The 17,742-nt window shown below is 71.8% G+C and carries 16 protein-coding genes and 1 riboswitch; of the genes, 6 read left to right on the top strand and 10 right to left on the bottom strand.

Going from position 1 to position 17,742, the window contains the following annotated elements; all coding sequences use genetic code 11:
* Positions 1-6: 6 nt before the first annotated feature.
* From hisG to AC5L3C_RS31680, 6 genes are read right to left on the bottom strand one after another with little or no spacing between them, the layout of a single operon-like run.
* A complete protein-coding gene (gene hisG / locus AC5L3C_RS31705) occupies positions 7-870 on the bottom strand; it encodes an ATP phosphoribosyltransferase (protein WP_125508261.1) in 864 nt (287 codons plus the stop codon).
* A 53-nt stretch (positions 871-923) separates the two neighbouring features.
* Entirely contained in the window at positions 924-1,196 is a 273-nt protein-coding gene (locus AC5L3C_RS31700) for a phosphoribosyl-ATP diphosphatase (protein WP_004990764.1), read from the bottom strand.
* 34 nt (positions 1,197-1,230) lie between these two features.
* Positions 1,231-1,716 carry a 6,7-dimethyl-8-ribityllumazine synthase gene (gene ribH, locus AC5L3C_RS31695; RefSeq protein ID WP_125508260.1) on the bottom strand — a complete coding sequence of 162 codons (486 nt, stop codon included), beginning with the start codon at positions 1,714-1,716 and terminating at the stop codon, positions 1,231-1,233.
* A 19-nt stretch (positions 1,717-1,735) separates the two neighbouring features.
* Positions 1,736-3,022: a bifunctional 3,4-dihydroxy-2-butanone-4-phosphate synthase/GTP cyclohydrolase II gene (locus tag AC5L3C_RS31690; RefSeq protein ID WP_493652503.1), complete on the bottom strand. Its 1,287-nt coding sequence runs from the start codon at positions 3,020-3,022 to the stop codon at positions 1,736-1,738.
* Complete coding sequence (locus AC5L3C_RS31685) at positions 3,019-3,660, bottom strand: nicotinamide mononucleotide transporter family protein (protein ID WP_125508256.1); 642 nt, start codon at positions 3,658-3,660, stop codon at positions 3,019-3,021. Before AC5L3C_RS31685 ends, AC5L3C_RS31690 begins: the two co-directional genes overlap by 4 nt.
* Positions 3,657-4,271, bottom strand: a complete 615-nt coding sequence (locus AC5L3C_RS31680; protein WP_493652500.1) for a riboflavin synthase — start codon at positions 4,269-4,271, stop codon at positions 3,657-3,659. The genes AC5L3C_RS31685 and AC5L3C_RS31680 overlap by 4 nt, the downstream gene beginning before the upstream one ends.
* Positions 4,272-4,415: 144 nt before the next feature.
* A riboswitch (FMN riboswitch) is annotated at positions 4,416-4,546 on the bottom strand.
* Between the two features lie 224 nt (positions 4,547-4,770).
* Here AC5L3C_RS31680 and AC5L3C_RS31675 point away from each other — a divergent pair.
* Both AC5L3C_RS31675 and AC5L3C_RS31670 read left to right on the top strand, forming a co-directional pair.
* Positions 4,771-7,098, top strand: a complete 2,328-nt coding sequence (locus AC5L3C_RS31675) for a chitinase C-terminal domain-containing protein (protein ID WP_493652499.1) — start codon at positions 4,771-4,773, stop codon at positions 7,096-7,098.
* A 207-nt stretch (positions 7,099-7,305) separates the two neighbouring features.
* Positions 7,306-8,046, top strand: coding sequence for an SDR family oxidoreductase (locus AC5L3C_RS31670; protein ID WP_493652498.1), 741 nt, complete (start codon positions 7,306-7,308; stop codon positions 8,044-8,046).
* A 507-nt stretch (positions 8,047-8,553) separates the two neighbouring features.
* Here the strand turns inward: AC5L3C_RS31670 and AC5L3C_RS31665 are convergent.
* Positions 8,554-9,741 (bottom strand): ROK family transcriptional regulator, encoded by a 1,188-nt coding sequence (locus tag AC5L3C_RS31665; protein ID WP_493652496.1) that lies wholly within the window; start codon positions 9,739-9,741, stop codon positions 8,554-8,556.
* Positions 9,742-9,858: 117 nt separating this feature from the next.
* Here AC5L3C_RS31665 and AC5L3C_RS31660 point away from each other — a divergent pair, with 117 nt between their 5' ends.
* Positions 9,859-11,064 carry an MFS transporter gene (locus AC5L3C_RS31660; RefSeq protein ID WP_493652494.1) on the top strand — a complete coding sequence of 402 codons (1,206 nt, stop codon included), beginning with the start codon at positions 9,859-9,861 and terminating at the stop codon, positions 11,062-11,064.
* On the opposite strand, the gene AC5L3C_RS31655 is transcribed toward AC5L3C_RS31660, so the two are convergent.
* Positions 11,024-11,482, bottom strand: coding sequence for an acyl-CoA thioesterase (locus tag AC5L3C_RS31655; RefSeq protein WP_493652492.1), 459 nt, complete (start codon positions 11,480-11,482; stop codon positions 11,024-11,026). The genes AC5L3C_RS31660 and AC5L3C_RS31655 overlap by 41 nt on opposite strands.
* Positions 11,483-11,656: 174 nt before the next feature.
* Between AC5L3C_RS31655 and AC5L3C_RS31650 the strand changes: the two genes are divergently transcribed.
* Positions 11,657-13,060: a uracil-xanthine permease family protein gene (locus tag AC5L3C_RS31650; protein ID WP_493652491.1), complete on the top strand. Its 1,404-nt coding sequence runs from the start codon at positions 11,657-11,659 to the stop codon at positions 13,058-13,060.
* On the opposite strand, the gene AC5L3C_RS31645 is transcribed toward AC5L3C_RS31650, so the two are convergent.
* On the bottom strand, positions 13,042-14,160 hold the full coding sequence (locus tag AC5L3C_RS31645; protein WP_493654106.1) for a glycoside hydrolase family 6 protein: 1,119 nt from the start codon (positions 14,158-14,160) through the stop codon (positions 13,042-13,044). The genes AC5L3C_RS31650 and AC5L3C_RS31645 overlap by 19 nt on opposite strands.
* A 173-nt stretch (positions 14,161-14,333) precedes the next feature.
* Between AC5L3C_RS31645 and AC5L3C_RS31640 the strand changes: the two genes are divergently transcribed.
* A complete protein-coding gene (locus tag AC5L3C_RS31640; RefSeq protein ID WP_493652489.1) occupies positions 14,334-15,020 on the top strand; it encodes a DUF5995 family protein in 687 nt (228 codons plus the stop codon).
* A 67-nt stretch (positions 15,021-15,087) separates the two neighbouring features.
* Entirely contained in the window at positions 15,088-16,017 is a 930-nt protein-coding gene (locus AC5L3C_RS31635; RefSeq protein ID WP_493652487.1) for an LLM class F420-dependent oxidoreductase, read from the top strand.
* A gap of 6 nt (positions 16,018-16,023) precedes the next feature.
* Here the strand turns inward: AC5L3C_RS31635 and AC5L3C_RS31630 are convergent, their stop codons facing one another.
* The gene (locus AC5L3C_RS31630) at positions 16,024-17,721 is read right to left on the bottom strand and encodes a flavin monoamine oxidase family protein (protein WP_493652485.1); all 1,698 of its coding nucleotides are present in this window, start codon (positions 17,719-17,721) and stop codon (positions 16,024-16,026) included.
* Positions 17,722-17,742: the final 21 nt, after the last annotated feature.

The following is a 17,742-nucleotide window of genomic DNA, read 5'->3' as shown; positions in this document are numbered from 1 at the left end:
GGCCGGTCAGAGGCGGCAGGCGTGGATGGCCGTGGTGAGGATGGCGCGCGCGCCGATGTCGTACAGGTCGTCCATGATCCGCTGGGCGTCCCTGGACGGGACCATCGAGCGGACGGCGACCCAGCCCTCGTTGTGCAGCGGGGAGATGGTCGGGGACTCCAGGCCGGGGGTGAGGGCGACGGCCTTCTCCAGCTGCTCGACGCGGCAGTCGTAGTCCATCATCACGTACGTCCGGGCGACCAGGACGCCCTGGAGGCGGCGCAGGAACTGCTGCACCTTGGTCTCGACGGCCGGGTCGGCGTCGGAGGAGGCACCGGTGCGGCGGATGACGACCGCCTCGGACTTCATGATCGGCTCGCCGAAGACCTCGAGGCCCGCGTTGCGCAGGGACGTGCCGGTCTCGACGACGTCGGCGATGACCTCGGCGACACCCAGTTCGATGGCGGTCTCGACGGCGCCGTCGAGGTGGACGACGGAGGCGTCGATGCCCTGGTCGGCGAGGTGCGCCGCGACGATCCCCTCGTAGGAGGTGGCGACCGTCCTGCCGGTGAGGTCGGTCACGCCGTTCGCCGTGCCGGGCTTGGTGGCGAAGCGGAAGGTGGAGCGGGCGAAGCCGAGCGGGAGGATCTCCTCGGCATCGGCGCCGGAGTCGACGAGCAGGTCGCGTCCGGTGATGCCGATGTCCAGCTTGCCGGAGGAGACGTAGATCGCGATGTCGCGGGGGCGGAGGTAGAAGAACTCCACCTCGTTGGCCGGGTCGACGATCCGCAGTTCCTTGGACTCGCGGCGCTGCTGGTAGCCGGCCTCATGCAGCATCTCCCCCGCGGGGCCTGACAGGGAACCCTTGTTGGGGACGGCGATGCGCAGCATGAGGTCGGCTTCCTTCGTGTTTCGTGCGGGAGGGGTGTGTCGGGGGCGTCGGGCTACAGGTGGGCGTAGACGTCGTCGAGGGAGATGCCGCGGGCGACCATCATCACCTGGACGTGGTACAGCAGCTGCGAGATCTCCTCGGCGGCTGCTTCCTTGCCCTCGTACTCGGCGGCCATCCAGACCTCGGCGGCCTCCTCGACGACCTTCTTGCCGATGGCGTGGACGCCCTTGTCGACCAGTTCGGCGGTGCGGGAGGTGGCGGGGTCGCCGTGGGCGGCCTTGTGCTGGAGCTCGGTGAAGAGCTCCTCGAACGTCTTCTTGGACATGGTGGTCCTTACCCTACGCGGTGACGGGGACTGCTCACCGCCAGGGTTCGGATACCGAACGCAGTGTGGCCGCGGTCGCCACGGCGGCGGTGACCGCCTCGTGTCCCTTGTCCTCGCTGGAGCCGGGCAGCCCGGCCCGGTCCAGAGCCTGCTCCTCGTTGTCACAGGTGAGCAGGCCGAACCCGACGGGCACCCCGGTGTCGACCGACACCTGGGTGAGGCCCTGGGTGACGCCCTGGCACACGTAGTCGAAGTGGGGTGTGCCGCCCCGGATGACGACGCCGAGGGCGACGACCGCGTCGTAGCCGCGGCCGGCCAGGACCTTGGCGACGACGGGGAGTTCCCAGCTGCCGGGAACCCGGAGCAGGGTCGGCTCGTCGATGCCGAGGTCGTGCAGGGCGCGCAGGGCGCCGTCCACCAGTCCGTCCATCACCTTCTCGTGCCACTGTGCCGCGACGACGGCGACCCGCAGGTCCCCCACGTTGCGTACGGACAGTTCCGGTGCACCCTTGCCGCTCACGTCTCTCCTCGGTGTTCTCTTACTGGTTGCCGCAGGCGGGCACGGTCGGCGTGTCCAGCCAGGGCAGGTCGTGGCCCATCCGGTCGCGCTTGGTGCGCAGGTACCGGAGGTTGTGCTCGCTCGTGGTGACGGGCATCGGCTCGCGCCGGGTGACCGCGATGCCGTGCCGGACGAGAGCCTCGGACTTGTCGGGGTTGTTGGTCAGCAGGCGGACGCTGCGGACCCCGAGGTCGGCGAGGATCTGCGCGCCCGCGCCGTAGTCGCGGGCGTCGGCGGGCAGGCCGAGCTCCAGGTTGGCGTCCAGGGTGTCCCGGCCGCGCTCCTGGAGTTCGTAGGCGCGCAGCTTGGACATCAGGCCGATGCCGCGCCCCTCGTGTCCGCGCAGGTAGACGACCACGCCCCGGCCCTCGGCCTGGATGCGGTCGAGGGAGGCGTCCAGCTGGGGACCGCAGTCGCAGCGCTGCGAGCCGAAGACGTCGCCGGTGAGGCATTCCGAGTGGACGCGGACCAGGACGTCCTCGCCGGAACCGAGGTCGCCGTGGACGAGGGCGACGTGCTCGACGCCGTCGACGGTGGAGCGGTAGCCGTACGCCGTGAAGGTGCCGTGGGAGGTGGGCAGCCGGACCTCGGCCTCGCGGCGGACGGTGGGCTCGGCGGACCGGCGGTAGGCGATCAGGTCCTCGATGGAGATGATCGTCAGGCCGTGCTTGCGGGCGAAGGGCACGAGTTCCGGCAGCCGCAGCATGCGGCCGTCCTCACCGGCGATCTCGACGATGGCGCCGGCCGGCCGGAGTCCGGCGAGGCGGGCGAGGTCGACGGCGGCCTCGGTGTGGCCGTTGCGCACGAGCACACCGCCGGGCCGGGCGCGCAGCGGGAAGACGTGGCCGGGGCGGACGAAGTCGGTGGGTCCGGCGGTGCCGCCCGCGAGCAGCCGAAGCGTGGTGGCGCGGTCGGCGGCGGAGATGCCGGTGCTCACTCCGTGGGCGGCGGAGGCGTCGACGGAGACGGTGAAGGCGGTCTTCATCGACTCGGTGTTGTCGTCCACCATCTGCGGGAGGTGCAGCCGGTCCAGTTCGTCGCCCTCCATGGGGGCGCAGATCAGGCCGCGGCACTCGCTCATCATGAACGCGACGATCTCCTCGGTCGCCATCTCGGCGGCGATGACGAGGTCGCCCTCGTTCTCGCGGTCCTCGTCGTCGACGACCACGACGGGCCGGCCGGCCGCGATGTCGGCGACGGCCTGCTCGACGGGGTCGAGCCGCAGGGCGAGGTCCTCGGTGTCGTACAGCATGGGTGCCGCGGTCATGCCGGCGCTCCTTCCAGGGCGGGCCGCGCGTCGCGGGAGCGCAGCCACCAGTCGCGCAGGCCCCACAGGACCAGTGCGCCGTAGACGATGTAGACGAAGCCGGAGAAGGCGAATCCGTTGGCGAAGTTCAGGGGGACGCCGACGAGGTCGACGAGCAGCCAGGCGAACCAGAACTCGACCATGCCGCGGGCCTGGGCGTACATGGCGACGATCGTGCCGACGAAGATGTAGGCGTCCGGCCAGGGGTCCCAGGACAGGGACGGGTAGAGGGTGAACAGGCCGCCGACGGCGAGGGTGCCGACGGCCGCCGCTCCGGCCAGCAGGGCTCGTTCGGGGTTTGTCGCGAACCGTACGGAGACGGCGCCGTCCCGCGCCTGCTGCCGGCCGCGGTTCCACTGCGCGAAGCCCCAGGCGGCGACCAGCATGACGACGACCTGCTTGCCCGCGCTGCCCGAGAGGTGGGCGGTGGCGAAGGCGGCGAACAGGATCAGTCCGGAGACGAACTGGGCGGGCCAGGTCCACAGGGAGCGGCGCCAGCCCAGGGCGAGGGCGAGCAGGCCGATGACGTTGCCGATCATGTCCGACCATTTGATGTGCTGGTCGAGGACGGTGAACGCCTCGGAGTTGAGCCAGTTCACCGGCCCGCCCCCTCGCCGAGGGCGCGGTCGCCGAGCATCCGCTCGACGTACTTGGCGATGACGTCCACCTCGAGGTTGACCGGGTCGCCGGGCTGTTTCACGCCGAGCGTGGTCAGGGCGAGAGTGGTGGGGATGAGGCTGACGGTGAAGAAGTCGGGCCCCGCGTCGACGACGGTGAGGCTGATGCCGTCGACGGTGATGGAGCCCTTCTCCACGACGTAGCGGGAGAGATCCGCGGGGAGCGAGATCTTCACCAGCTCCCAGTGCTCCGACGGCTTGCGCTCGAGGATCTCACCCGTGCCGTCGACGTGCCCCTGCACGATGTGGCCGCCCAGACGCCCGCCCACCGCCATGGGGCGTTCGAGGTTGACGAGGGAACCGACGGTGAGGGCGCCGAGGCTCGAGCGGTTCAGGGTCTCCGCCATCACGTCGGCGGTGAACTCGTCGCCCTCGTGCTCGACGACGGTGAGGCAGACGCCGTTGACGGCGATGGAGTCCCCGTGCTGTGCGCCCTGGGTGACGAGGGGACCGCGCAGCCGGAACCGACAGGCGTCGCCGAGGGTCTCGACGGCGGTGATCTCGCCCAGCTCTTCGACGATTCCGGTGAACACTTCCCGGGTCCTCCTGCCTCTTCGGGCACGGACTCCGGGGCCTGCCGATGACGACAGGGACTGCGAGCGAGGATCCGGGGACGACGCCGGACAGGGCTCGCCCGACGGCGAACCGGTACGGCGGCGTGCATGGATGCCCGCCCGCCGCGCACTGCCTCCCATCCGGACTTTCACCGTCGGTCCAGGAATTTCACCTGGTCAACCGGTCGCTGGAGGCGACCGGGTCGCGGACTGTAACCGCCGGTTCGGACTTTCACCGACCCCGGAGTGCGCTGCTTCTGGTACAGGGCCAGTCTGCCACGCCCGGCCGTCACCCATGCGGGCGAGGGCTGTGGAGTGCCTCACAGCGGGTGACACGTGCGCACCCGAGTGTCGCCCGCCCCACAACTCCCCCTCCATCGCCACCTCTTGAACCCACCCCGAAATTGGTCCATACCTATTGACGCTCTGGTCTAGTCCTTTTAGGGTCCGAGCCAACTTCCGTGGAGAGGAACCCACTGTGTCGTCCCCCTCACGCCCCGGAGCGAGACCCGCGCTGCTCGCCTCCGCCGCCGCCCTCGCGGGCCTGCTGCTCACGGCCCTGCCCGCCACCGCCGCACCCGTAGCCGCACCCGCAGCCGACCAGGAGTCCTGCCGCCCCGACGGCCTCTACAGCACCCCCGGCGCCGACGTCCCCTACTGCTCGGTCTACGACTCGGACGGACGCGAGAAGATGGGCGCCGACCACCAGCGCCGGGTGATCGGCTACTTCACCGGCTGGCGCACCGGCAAGGACGGAAAGCCCGCCTACCTCGCGTCGGACATCCCGTGGGACAAGATCACCCACATCAACTACGCCTTCGCGCACATCGACAAGAGCAACAAGATCTCCGTCGGCACGGACGGCGCCACCAACCCGGCGACGGGCATGACCTGGCCGGGCGTGGACGGCGCGGAGATGGATCCGCAGCTCCCCTACCAGGGCCACTTCAATCTGCTCACCAAGTTCAAGAAGCAGCATCCCGACGTCAAGACGCTGATCTCGGTGGGCGGTTGGGCCGAGACCGGCGGCTACTTCGACGACGCCGGCAACCGTGTGAACTCCGGCGGCTTCTACTCGATGGCCACCAACGCCGACGGCTCGGTCAACCACGCCGGCATCGACACCTTCGCCGACTCGGCGGTCGCATTCATCCGCACGTACGGCTTCAACGGCGTCGACATCGACTACGAGTACCCGACGACGATGAAGGACGCGGGCAACCCGCTCGACTGGTCCCTCGCCAACCCCCGCCGGGCCGGGCTGGTCGAGGGCTACGCGGTGCTGATGAAGACGCTGCGCGAGAAGCTGGACCGCGCGGGCGCGGCCGACGGCCGGCACTACCTGCTCACGGTGGCGGCGCCCTCGTCCGGCTATCTGCTGCGCGGCATGGAGACCTTCCAGGTCCAGAAGTACCTGGACTACGTCAACATCATGTCGTACGACCTGCACGGCGCCTGGAACGAGTACGTCGGCCCCAACGCGTCGCTCTTCGACGACGGCAAGGACGCCGAGCTGGCCGCCGCGAACGTCTACGGCAGCGCCCAGTACGGCGGCATCGGCTACCTCAACACCGACTGGGCCTACCACTACTTCCGCGGCTCGATGCCGGCCGGCCGCATCAACATCGGCCTGCCGTACTACACGCGCGGGCACAAGAACGTGCAGGGCGGCACCGACGGTCTGTGGGGCAGGGCCACCGCGTCCTCCTGCCCGGCGGGCTCCGGCCTGACCAAGTGCGGTGACGGCGCCGTCGGCATCGACAACCTCTGGCACGACCTCGACACCGAGGGCAAGGAGTCCCCGGCGGGCTCCAACCCGATGTGGCACGCCAAGAACCTCGAGAAGGGGATCGTCGGCGACTACGTCACCGACTACGGCTTCCCCGCCGGCACCGAGCTGACCGGGACCTACGCCCGCAAGTACGACTCGACGCTGGTCGCGCCCTGGCTGTGGAACGCCGAGAAGAAGGTGTTCCTCTCCACCGAGGACGAGCAGTCCGTCGCGGCCAAGGCCGACTACGTCGTGGACCGCGGCATCGGCGGCACGATGGTCTGGGAGCTGGCCGGCGACTACGGCTGGAACGACGCGAAGGGCCAGTACGAGCAGGGCGACACACTCACCTCGCTGATGTACGACACGTTCCGGACGGCGACGCCGTACGGCGCGAAGAAGTCCGGCGCTGACCTGCCGGCCGAGGCCGTGAACGTGGACGTGCGGTTCACGGACTTCAAGCTGGGCGACTCCAACTACCCGATCACGCCCAAGCTGCGCATCACGAACAACACGCAGACGACGCTGCCGGGCGGCACGGAGTTCCAGTTCGACTACGCGACCTCGGCCCCGGGGAACGCCTCCGACCAGTCCGGCTTCGGCACCGAGGTGATCAGCAGCGACCACACCGGCGACAACGTGGGCGGTCTGCGGGGCGACTTCCACCGGGTGTCGCTGAAGCTGCCGGCGTGGCAGTCGCTGGCGCCGGGCGCGACGGTCGACCTGTCGTTCAACTACTACCTGCCCGTGTCGACCCCGTCGAACTGGACGGTGACGGTCTCCGGCACGACGTACGCCCTCGCCGGCGACCTCGCACGCGGGACGACCGTGGTCGAGCCGGGCGGCACGACGCCGACGGACCCGGGTGAGCCCGGCGACTGCACGGACCCGGCGTGGAACGCCTCGACCGCCTACGGCGGAGGAAGCGTGGTCTCCCACGGGGGACGCGTCTGGCGGGCGCAGTGGTGGACGCAGGGCGAGGAGCCCGGCACCACCGGCGAGTGGGGGGTGTGGCGGGACCAGGGAGCCTGCTGACCTCCCGTGGACCGGCCCGGCGGCGGTGACGACGGCCCTTGCCCGCCGCCGGGCCTCACCAGGTGGGGATGCGCACGGTGCCGGACCCGGCGAAGCTGGACTTCGACGGGTCCGGCACCGATGTCACATCCGGCGCGGGCCGGTCCGTCCTGGCCGATGCGGGGCGCTCCGTCCGGGGGCGCCGGTGTCCGGAAGGGCTGAATCAGCATGACCACGATCCTGGTGACCGGCGGTACCGGAACGCTCGGCAGGCATGTCGTCGAGCGGCTACGCGCGGACGGGCACGAGGTGCGGGTTCTCAGCCGGCACGCGCGGCCGTACGCCGTCGATCTGCGCGAGGGCGGGAGCGCCCTGGACGCCGCCGTCACGGGCGTGGACACGATCGTGCACTGCGCGACCTCACCGCGCGGGGGCGACGAGAAGGCCTCGCGGAACCTGATCGAGGCGGCGCGGCGGGCCGGGGTGGGGCATTTGGTGTACATCTCGATCGTCGGCGTGGACCGGGTGCCGTTCGGCTACTACAAGTCCAAGCTGGCGGTGGAGCGGCTGATCGAGGGCTCCGGGATCGGCTGGACGGTGCTGCGGACGACGCAGTTCCACGACCTGGTCCTGACGGTGCTGCAGGGGATGGCGAAGCTGCCGGTGATCCTGTTGCCGGCCCGGGTGAAGGACCAGCCGATCGACGTCACGGAGGTCGCGGAGCGGCTGGCGGAGCTGGCGGAGGGCGAGCCGGCGGGGCGGGTCGACGACATGGGCGGGCCGGAGGTGCGGACGTTCGAGTCGCTGGCGCGGGCGTATCTGAAGGCGGCGGGGCGGCGGCGGGCGGTGGTGAAGGTGCCGCTGCGGGGGGCGGCGTACGAGGGGTTCCGGGCGGGGGGTCATCTGGCGCCGGAGCGGGCGGTGGGGAAGCGCACGTTCGACGAGTACCTCGCCACGCGGTTCCGTTAGGCGCCGTACGCCGGTGGGGGTGGGTGCCCTGTGCAGCGGGCGTTGGTGTTGGCCGGGGGTTGTTGCACTAGCCGGCGCTCTGCAGGTGCCCTGCGTCGGTGCTGGCCGGGGGTGTTCGCGCAGCCCGGCGCCAGCGGGGTGCCTCCCCCACTCTCGGCTCCTCCCCCACTCTCGGCTTCGCTCGAGCGGGAGGTACCCCCATGAGCGGGAGGTACCCCCATCGCCCATGGGGGTGCCTCCCAGGCCCTTCAGGCTCTGGGGGAGGCACGACTGCCCGCGGATCGCGGGGCTCGCGCGGACGGCGCGGATCACGGGGAGCGGCGGCCCGCGGCGCGCAGCCCGCAGCGCGCGGCAGGCGCCGATGGCGGGAGGGGACGGGGCGGGGGTGTGCGCCCGCAGTGGCTGGCGCGTCCGCACCGCCCACCCCCACCAGCAAGCCCAGTCGCGCCAGTCCGAGGACGTACACCCCCGGCGCGGCCCCGCACCACCCACCCACCGTGGGCGCCGTCAGTGGTCAGAGGTGCCGAAGAGGTCGTTCTGGGCGCGCTCGCGGGCCGTGAGGAGGGCTCCGCGGAGGACCGCGGCGCCGCCCAGGGCGCTGGGGTGGACCTCCGTGGGCAGGGGTGAGAGGCCGGCCAGCCGGTCCCGTACCCGCGCGGCCAGCGCCTCCCCGCCGGCCTGTCCGACCTCACCGCCCAGGACCACGTGCCCGGGGTCCAGCAGCGCCACGACCGACGCGACGCCCACCGCGACCCGGTCGGCCAGGGTGTCGAGGAAGCGCGCGCCGGCGGAATCACGCCCGGCCGACACCGCCCTCCGCACCGCCCCCGCCGCCACCGGCTCGACCCCGGGCTCCGCGTCGATGCCGTACTCCGCCGCCAGTTCCGCGACCGCCGCCGCGCCCACCAGGGAGTGGAAGCCGCCCGCGCAGTCGGTGGCCGAGGGCAGCTCCCTGGTGCCCGGCACGGGAAGGAAGCCGATCTCACCCGTACCGCCGGAGGCCCCCCGCCGCAGGGCGCCGTCGAGAACGACGGCCGCACCCGTCCCGTGCCCCAGCCACAGCAGCACGAACGTGTCCCGGTCGCGCGCGGCCCCGTCGCGCTGCTCGGCCAGCGCGGCGAGGTTCGTCTCGTTCTCCACGCTGACGCGGGCCTCCGGCAGCCGTTCCTGAAGCGCGGCGACCAGGCGCCGATGCCACTCGGGCAGCTGGGTGGAGTCGCGCAGCTCGCCGCTCGCGGGGTCGATCAGCCCCGGCGCCCCGATCCCCACGGTGTGCAGCCGGTCGGCGCCCGCCTCCTTCGCCGTCCGCTCGACCAGCGCCACCGCCTGTTCCACGGCCGGCCCGGTCCCCGTGTCCCCGGTGATGGGCAGCGACGCCTCGGCGAGCACCTCGCCGACGAGGTCGGACACGATCACGGCCACGCCCTCGGTACGGACGTCCAGCGCGGCGAGGTGCGCACGGCCCGCCACGATGCCGTACAGCTTGGCGTTGGGCCCGCGGCGCTGCTCCCCCGCCTCTCCGACGACCGCGATGAGCCCGGCCGCGGTGAGCCGTTCGACGAGGTCGGCGACGGTGGGCCGGGACAGACCGGTCAGCTGCTTCAACTGCCCCGCGGTCAGCGGGCCTTCCTGCTGGAGCAGACGCAGCGCGAGCCGGTCGTTGATGGCTCTGGCGGTGCTCGGGGATGCGGCCATGCCGGGATCCTTCCAGATCGGCGGGACCGGTCGTGACACGGACCCCTTATCTTTCAGGCAGGGTTCCTGATAGTTTACGCCCGCGGACGGGAACGGGCCAAGGGGAGGGACGGATCGATGGGGCCAGTGGTGCACGCACAGCGCGAGGTGAGGCGGGCCCGGTACGCCGTGGCCGCGGTGTTCGCCGTGCACGGCGCCGTCACCGGCTCGTTCGCCACCCGGGTCCCCTGGATCCAGGACCACGCCGGGGTGAGCGCGGGCCAGCTGGGCCTCGCCCTCGCCTTCCCGGCGCTCGGCGCGTCCGTGGCGATGCCGCTGGCGGGGAGCATCAGCCACCGCTTCGGTACCCGCACCGCGCTGCGCGGCCTGACCGCGTTGTGGACGCTCGCGCTGATCCTGCCGTCGGCCGCGCCCGGCATGCTGACCCTCTGTCTGGCCCTGTTCGTCTACGGCGCGACGGCGGGCATGTCGGACGTGGCGATGAACGCGCTGGGCGTGGAGGTGGAGACCCGTCTCGACAAGTCGATCATGTCGGGTCTGCACGGCATGTGGAGCGCCGGCGCGCTGACCGGTTCGGCGGCCGGCACGCTCGCCGCCCACCTGGGCGCCGACGCCCGGCTGCACCACGCGCTGGCCGCCGCCGTGCTGACGGCATCGGGCGTCATCGCCTGTGCCTGGGTGCTCGATCTGCAGCCGGCCGAGGACGAGGAGCCGCCGCCGAGGTTCGCCCTGCCGCCTCGTTCCGCCCTGCTCATCGGCGCGATCGGGTTCTGCGCGGTGTTCGCCGAAGGCGCGAGCCTGGACTGGTCGGCGGTCTATCTGCGCGACCAGTTGGAGACCTCGGCCGGTCTGGCGGCGGCCTGCACGACGGGCTTCACGCTCACCATGGCCGTCGCCCGGATCGCCGGCGACCGTGTGGTGGACCGCTACGGCGCCGTGCGCACGGTCCGCGCGAGCGGTGTGGTGGCCGTTCTCGGCGGGCTGCTGATCGTGTTCGCCGAGCACCCGGCGGCGGCGATGGGCGGGTTCGCGCTGATGGGGCTGGGCATCGCCGTGGTCGTCCCGCTGTGCTTCGCCGCCGCCGGCCGCAGCGGCGCCAACCCGAGCCTGGCCATCGCGGGCGTCGCGACCATCACCTACACCTCGGGACTGATCGCGCCCAGCGCGATCGGACTGCTGGCGCAGGCGACCAGTCTGATGGTGTCGTTCGTGCTGGTGACCGTGTTGTCCTGCGGTATCGCGGGCCTGGCGGGCGTGCTGCGCGCTGGGGACCGCACGAAGGTCACGCGTCCGGACGCAGCAGTGCCCGAGCCGCGTCCCTGAACGGCTCGCTCCAGGGCGCCGGGCGCAGCGTCCCGGCGTCCAGCCTCACCAGCACCCGGCTGCCCCGGGCGTAGGTCACCGCCCCGTCCGCCGAGCAGAAACGGAAGCCGTAGGTGAGTCCGGTGGTGCCCAGCCGGTCGAGCCACAGGTGAACGGCGTAGGTGCCGGGCCGGGTTACCGGGGCCTCGTAGGTGAGGCGCAGCTCCTTGACCGCGTTGCAGGCGTCACCGGCCGCGGCCCAGTCGCCCTCGAAGCGGACGCCGTTGTCGTGCCACAGCTCGGTCCAGGCGCGCTCGACCAGCAGGGGGTAGCGGGCGTTGTGCAGCAGCCCCAGCGCGTCGAGGTCGTCGAAGTGGACGGTCACGGGGATCAGCCGCCCATGGTGCAGGGCGGGGGCGGGCGGTGCTTCGACGGTCACGGGCGGGACTCCAAGGACGTACGGACTGAGTGCCACCTACAACGAAAGACGGCACCGCCCATCCTAAGCAACCGCTCAGCCACCCCCGCCCACCCGCTCGTCCGTACGAAGCACTCCTGCTCGGGCCGCACAATGGTCCGGACACGCTGCACCAAACGACGAAAGCGACAGCCCATGGATCTCGGCGTCCGCTGGACACTGCACGGCGACGGACGCACCCCGGCCCCCGGCGCGGTGGTCCGCCCCGACGAACGGCTCTCCTGGCCCCGCACGGCGGGCCTCGGTGCCCAGCACGTCGTGGCGATGTTCGGGGCGTCGTTCGTCGCCCCGGTGCTCATGGGTCTGGACCCCAACCTCGCGATCATGATGTCGGGCGTCGCGACCGTCGTCTTCCTGCTGGCCACCCGCGGCCGGGTGCCCAGCTACCTGGGCTGCTCGCTGTCCTTCGTCGGCGTCGCCGCCGTGATCCGGGCACAGGGCGGGTCCAGCGCCACCGTCACCGGCGCGGTGTTCGTGGTCGGGGCCGCGCTGTTCCTGGTGGGTCTGGCCGTGCGGCGCTTCGGCGCGCGGATCATCCACGCCACGATGCCGCCCGTCGTCACCGGCGCGGTGGTCATGCTGATCGGATTCAACCTGGCACCGGTGACCGCCGCCACCTACTGGCCGCAGGACCAGTGGACGGCCCTGTTCGTGATGCTGTTCACCGGTCTGGCCGTGGTCTGTCTGCGCGGCTTCTGGTCCCGGATCGCGATCTTCCTCGGCCTGGTCTTCGGGTACGCCCTGTCCTGGGCGCTGGACCGGATCTTCGGGCGGATCCACGCGGCGGACGCGAGCGGCGAGGTCACCGACCACTGGCGCCTGGACCTGTCCGGGGTGGGCCGGGCCGACTGGATCGGCCTGCCGGACCTGCACGGCCCGTCCTTCGAGTGGTCGGCGATCCTGGTCGCCCTGCCGGTGGTCATCGCGCTGATCGCCGAGAACGCGGGACACGTCAAGGCGGTCGGCGAAATGACCGGCGACGACCTCGACGACAAGCTCGGCACGGCCATCTCCGCCGACGGTGTCGGCTCCATGCTGTCGACCGCCGTCGGCGGCCCGCCGAACACCACCTACTCGGAGAACATCGGCGTGATGGCCGCGACCCGCGTGTACTCCACCGCCGCGTACTGGGCCGCCGCCGGGTTCGCCCTGCTGTTCGGTCTCTGCCCGAAGTTCGGCGCGGTCGTGGCGGCCATCCCGGGCGGGGTGCTGGGCGGCATCACCGTCATCCTGTACGGCATGATCGGCCTGCTGGGCGCCCAGATCTGGATCAACGCCAAGGTGGACCTGCGCAATCCGCTGAACCTGGTACCGGCCGCCGCCGGCATCATCATCGGCGTCGGGAATGTCTCGATGGAGTTCACCGACACCTTCTCGCTCAGCGGTATCGCGCTCGGCACGGTGGTGGTCATCACCGGCTACCACGCGCTGCGCGCCTTCGCCCCCGCCCATCTCAAGACGCAGCAGCCGCTGCTCGACGAGGGCACCTCCACCTACGACACGAACGGCGCCGAGGAGACTCAGCGCGCCAAGTCGTAGGCGTACGACGGGGTGAAGGTGCCCGGCGCTCCCGCGCAGCCGTCCGACTCGCCGGGGAGCTTCACCCAGAGATAGCCGTGGATGCGGGCCTCGCCGGTGTTCAGCGTCGGGGTCCGGCCGAGCTTGCGGCCCGCCGGGTCGCACCACTCGCCGTCCGCCGGCGCGCCGTTGCCGTTGCGGCTGGTGTCGATCACCGCGCCGAGGCCCGACGGTCCGCCGAGGGCGTCGAGCACGGCACGGTCGTAGGCGATCTCGTCGGCCGTGCCGTGGAAGTTGGAGACGTTGCTGAAGATGCCGTTGGAGGAGGCGGCCGAGGCGGCGCCGGCCTGCCGCAGCCGGTCCGCCTGTTTCCCGGGCGCGTTCCAGCCGGAGTGCCCGGCGTCGAAGTAGACCCGGGCGCGGGGGTTCGCCTTCTTCAGCACCCGTCCGGCGCGGGCCAGCGAGGCGAAGCGGTCGGCGCGCCGGCCGGCGGAGAGGCACTCGGCCTGGGCGATCGAGTCGGGCTCCAGGATCACGATGACGTCGCCGTCGCCGAGCCCGGCGGCGAAGCGGTCGATCCAGGCGTCGTAGGCGGCCAGGTCGGGTGCTCCGCCCTGGGAGTGCCCGCCGCAGTCGCGGTCGGGGACGGCGTACGGCACGAGGACCGGCGTCCGGCCCTGGGCGGCCGCGCCGGACGTCACGGCGCGCACCCGGGCGGTGATCGTGGCCGGCGTGTAGTCGGCGAACCAGACGGCCGCCGGCTGGGCGGCGATCCGCGACTCTATGACCGCGCGGCGCGGATCGTCGCGGTGGGCCCGCACCCACTCCAGGACCCGGCTCTCGGGGTGGCGGTACAGACGGGTGGACACGGGCGTGGTCTGCCGCTTCTGCTCGGTGCGGGACGGGGACGGCGTGGGACTCGCCTTCTTCTTCGCACTGGCCCTGGGCGACGGGGACGCCGTCGCCGACGGGGAGGGCGACGGCACGGCGGGCAGCGGTTCGAGGCGCGGCGACGAGGAGACCTCGGGGCGGGCCCGGTCCGGGCCGCGGCCCTCGCCGGCCGCCGACAGCATCCCGGCCGCCGTGCCGACGGCGACCACGACGGACGCCGCCGCGACCATCGCGCCGCGGCGGGCGGCACGGCGCCGCTCCGCCCTTCGCGTGGACAGGCGCTGGGCACGCGAGCCTGGCACTGTACTGCTCCCCCTCCCCCACGGCGGGTGCGTTCCCCCGTTCCGGGGAAGCGTCGGGCCCGCCGCCACTCGAACCACCCTAAAGGTGCCACTCTGCGCTCATGGCGCAAGGCGAACAAGTCCTGACTCCCGTGGACGGGGTCGTCTCCCGTCTGCGCGCCCTCGACGCGGCCTTGCCGGCGCGGGACGGGGTCGCGGTCTTCAACCGCGTCTACCTGGCGGTGACGGAGGCCGTGGACCGGCGCATCGACGCCGGGCGGTTCCCGGACGCGCGGGCGGCGATCACGCTGGATGTGCGGTTCGCGGAGCGCTATCTGGCGGCGGTCGACGCGGTGGCCGGGGGACGGCGGCCTCCGGCCTGCTGGCGTCCGCTGTTCGCATTCCGGCACCACCCCGGTGTACGTCCCCTGCAGTTCGCGCTCGCGGGCATCAACGCGCACATCGGCCACGATCTGGCGCTGGCCGTCGTGGACACCTGTCGTACGCTGACCTGCGCACCCGCCGACCTCGAAGACGAGTTCGACCAGGTGGGCGACCTCCTGGTCACCCTGGAGGAACGCATCCGCGAGGACCTGACACCGGGCCCCGATCTGCTGCGGATCGCCGACCCGCTGACCCATCTGCTCGGCGCATGGAGCCTGGAGCGCGCCCGGGACGCCGCGTGGACGGCGGGGCGCGCCCTGTGGGCGCTGCGCGGACTGCCGGACGTCGCCGAGGAGATGACCGAACGTCTGGACGCCGCGGTGGGCCTCGCCGGGCGCATGCTGCTCACCCCGCTGCCCGACTGATCGGCGAACTCCCCGGCCTCCGCTGTAGGTTCGATAGATCCGACCCTCTGACGAAGGAGCACGGAACATGGCGACTCGGCTCGGTCTCGGCCTCCCCCAGAACAGGCGGTACGACCTCGGGCGGGACGTCCCCCTGGTGGCACGCGCCGCCGAGGAGACCGGCTACGACAGCCTGTGGGTCTACGAGCGGGCTCTGTTCCCGGAACCGGCCACCCAGGGTCTGTACGGCATCGAGGGGCTCCCCTGGCCCGACTCCTACCGGGGCGTGGCCGACCCGCTGGTCACCCTCACCCTCGCGGCAGCGGCCACCCGGCGCGTCGAACTGGGCACCAGCGTCCTGGTCGGCCCGCTGCATCTGCCGTTCCAGCTCGCCAAGACGCTGGCCTCGCTGGACGCGGCCAGCGGCGGCCGGGTGGTGGCCGGTTTCGGCACCGGCTGGTCCCTCGACGAGTACGCGGCGTCGGGGGTGCGGCCGTTCGAGGAGCGGGGCAAGGCCCTGGACGAGCTGATCGGCGTGTGCCGCGCGGTCTGGGGCCCGGACCCGGTGTCGTACGAGGGCGACCTGACAAGGATCGCCTCGGCCGTGGTGGGTCCGAAGCCCGCCCGGCCGATCCCGGTCCTGCTGGCCGCGGGCAGCGCCCGGGCCCGCCGGCGGGTCGTCGACCTCGCCGACGGCTGGATGCCCACCGGCATGGGCGTCGAGTCGCTGACCACGCAGTGGCGGCAGCTCCAGGAACTGGCCGCGGAACGCGGACGCACCGAGCCACTGCGCACGGTGCTCCGGGTGAACACGGTCTACTCGACCGCAAGCCGGCCGGAAGCGGACCGCCGCCCCTTCCAGGGCAGCGTGGACCAGATCGTCGAGGACCTGGTCGCACACGCCGCGATCGGGCTCGACGAGATGCTGATCGACCTGCAGACCTCCACGCGTGACGCCGAGGAGCTCAGGGACGTCGCCGCCGAGGTGTACGAGAAGGCGCGGGCCGCCGGCGTCTGAGCCGGGTCAGTCCTCCGGGAGTTCGACCGGGGCGATCTCGTCGTAGAGGTCGCCCGGGCCCGGGTTGGACGGGTCGGTCCCGCCGCCCAGGTGGTGCATCACGCCCCAGACCGCGTTCAGCGCGGTCTGGACGGCGCCCTCGGCCCAGCCGGCCGTCCAGGAGATGTCGTCACCGGCGAGGAAGATGCCCCGCTTGTCCTCCGGGAGCGACTCCTGCATGAAGTGGGTGAACAGGCGCCGCTGATACCGGTAGTGGCCGGGCAGGTTGGCCTTGAACGCGCCCATGAAGTAGGGCTCGTTCTCCCAGGAGACGGTCACCGGATTGCCGATGATGTGCTTCCTGATGTCGACCTTGGGGTAGATCTCGCCGAGCGACTTCAGCATGACCTCCATCCGCTCGTTCGCGGACAGCGGCAGCCACTTCAGGCTGTCGTCGCACCAGGTGTACGACAGACAGATCACGGCCGGCTTGTCGGGACCGTCGTCCAGCAGATACGTCCCGCGGGTCATCCGGTCGGTGAGCGTCATCGACATGACGTCCCGCCCGGTCTCCTCGTCCTTGTCCAGCCAGAACGGCCGGTCCACGGGCACGAAGAGCTTGGAGCTCTCCATGTAGTGGGTCCGCTCGATGGCGGTCCAGTGGTCGATCGGGAAGAGCGAGTCGTCGCAGGCGATCTTGGAGAGCAGCATCCAGGACTGGGCGGTGAAGATCGCCGCCCGGTACGTACGGATGTCGCCGTCGGCGTCCGTCACCGTGATGCGGTTGCCCGCGGTGCGGGTCAGCCGGGTCACGGCCGGGCGGGGCTCGCCGTCCACGTGGAGGGACTTCAGCGAGGTGCCGTACGGCCAGTGGACGATCTTCTCCGGCTCCCGCTCCCACAGCCGCAGGGGCAGCTGCTGGGAGCCGCCGACGATGCCGCGGTGGTGGTCGTCGGCCTCGGTGTAGACGACCCGGAGGATCTCCAGAATGCTGTTGGGGAAATCAGTGTCCCATCCACCGGTGCCGAAGCCGACCTGCCCGAAGATCTCACGGTGCCGGAAGGACTTGAACGCCTCCGACTCACAGAGGAAGCCGTAGAAGGTCTGGTTGTCGAGCTTCTCGACCAGCTTCGCCCAGATCTCCCGGATCCGCGGCACGTCCCGCTCCCGCAGGGCCCGGTTCATGTCGGAGAAGTCCGCCCCCTCCTCCAGGCACCGGGCCCAGGCGTCGGCGACGTCCCGGTAGACCTGCGGCAGATCGTCGAGGGTCTCGGCGTAGTGCGACTCCCCCTTGAGGTCCACCACGGTGGACGGCGTCACCTCGGCGAGAGGGTTGGGAAAGGCCCGGGTCTCCAGCCCCACCAGATCGATGTAGTGCTGCAGAGCGGTGGAGGACGGCGGAAACCGCATCGCCCCCATCTCAGCGGTCAGCGAGGGATCACACCCCTCGAACCCCACGGTCCGCAGCCGCCCGCCGATCCGGTCGGCCTCGTAGACCACGGGCTTGAGCCCCATCTTCATCAGCTCGTACGCGGCGACGATGCCGGACAGACCGCCCCCGATGACGGCCACCTCGGTGCCGTGCTCGGTCGCGGGCACCTGCCCGAGACCGGCGGGGTGGGCGAGGAAGTCGTCGTACGCGTACGGGAAGTCCGGGCCGAACATGGTGATCGGCGGCTGCTGCTCATCGGCGTGCTGGACGGCGTTGGGCACCGTGGACGTCATGGGGTACGGACTCCTTGCGGG

The organism is Streptomyces speibonae, assembly GCF_984686075.1.
Note: the sequence above shows the minus strand (reverse complement) of the source record. Positions and strands in the feature narration are given on the sequence as shown.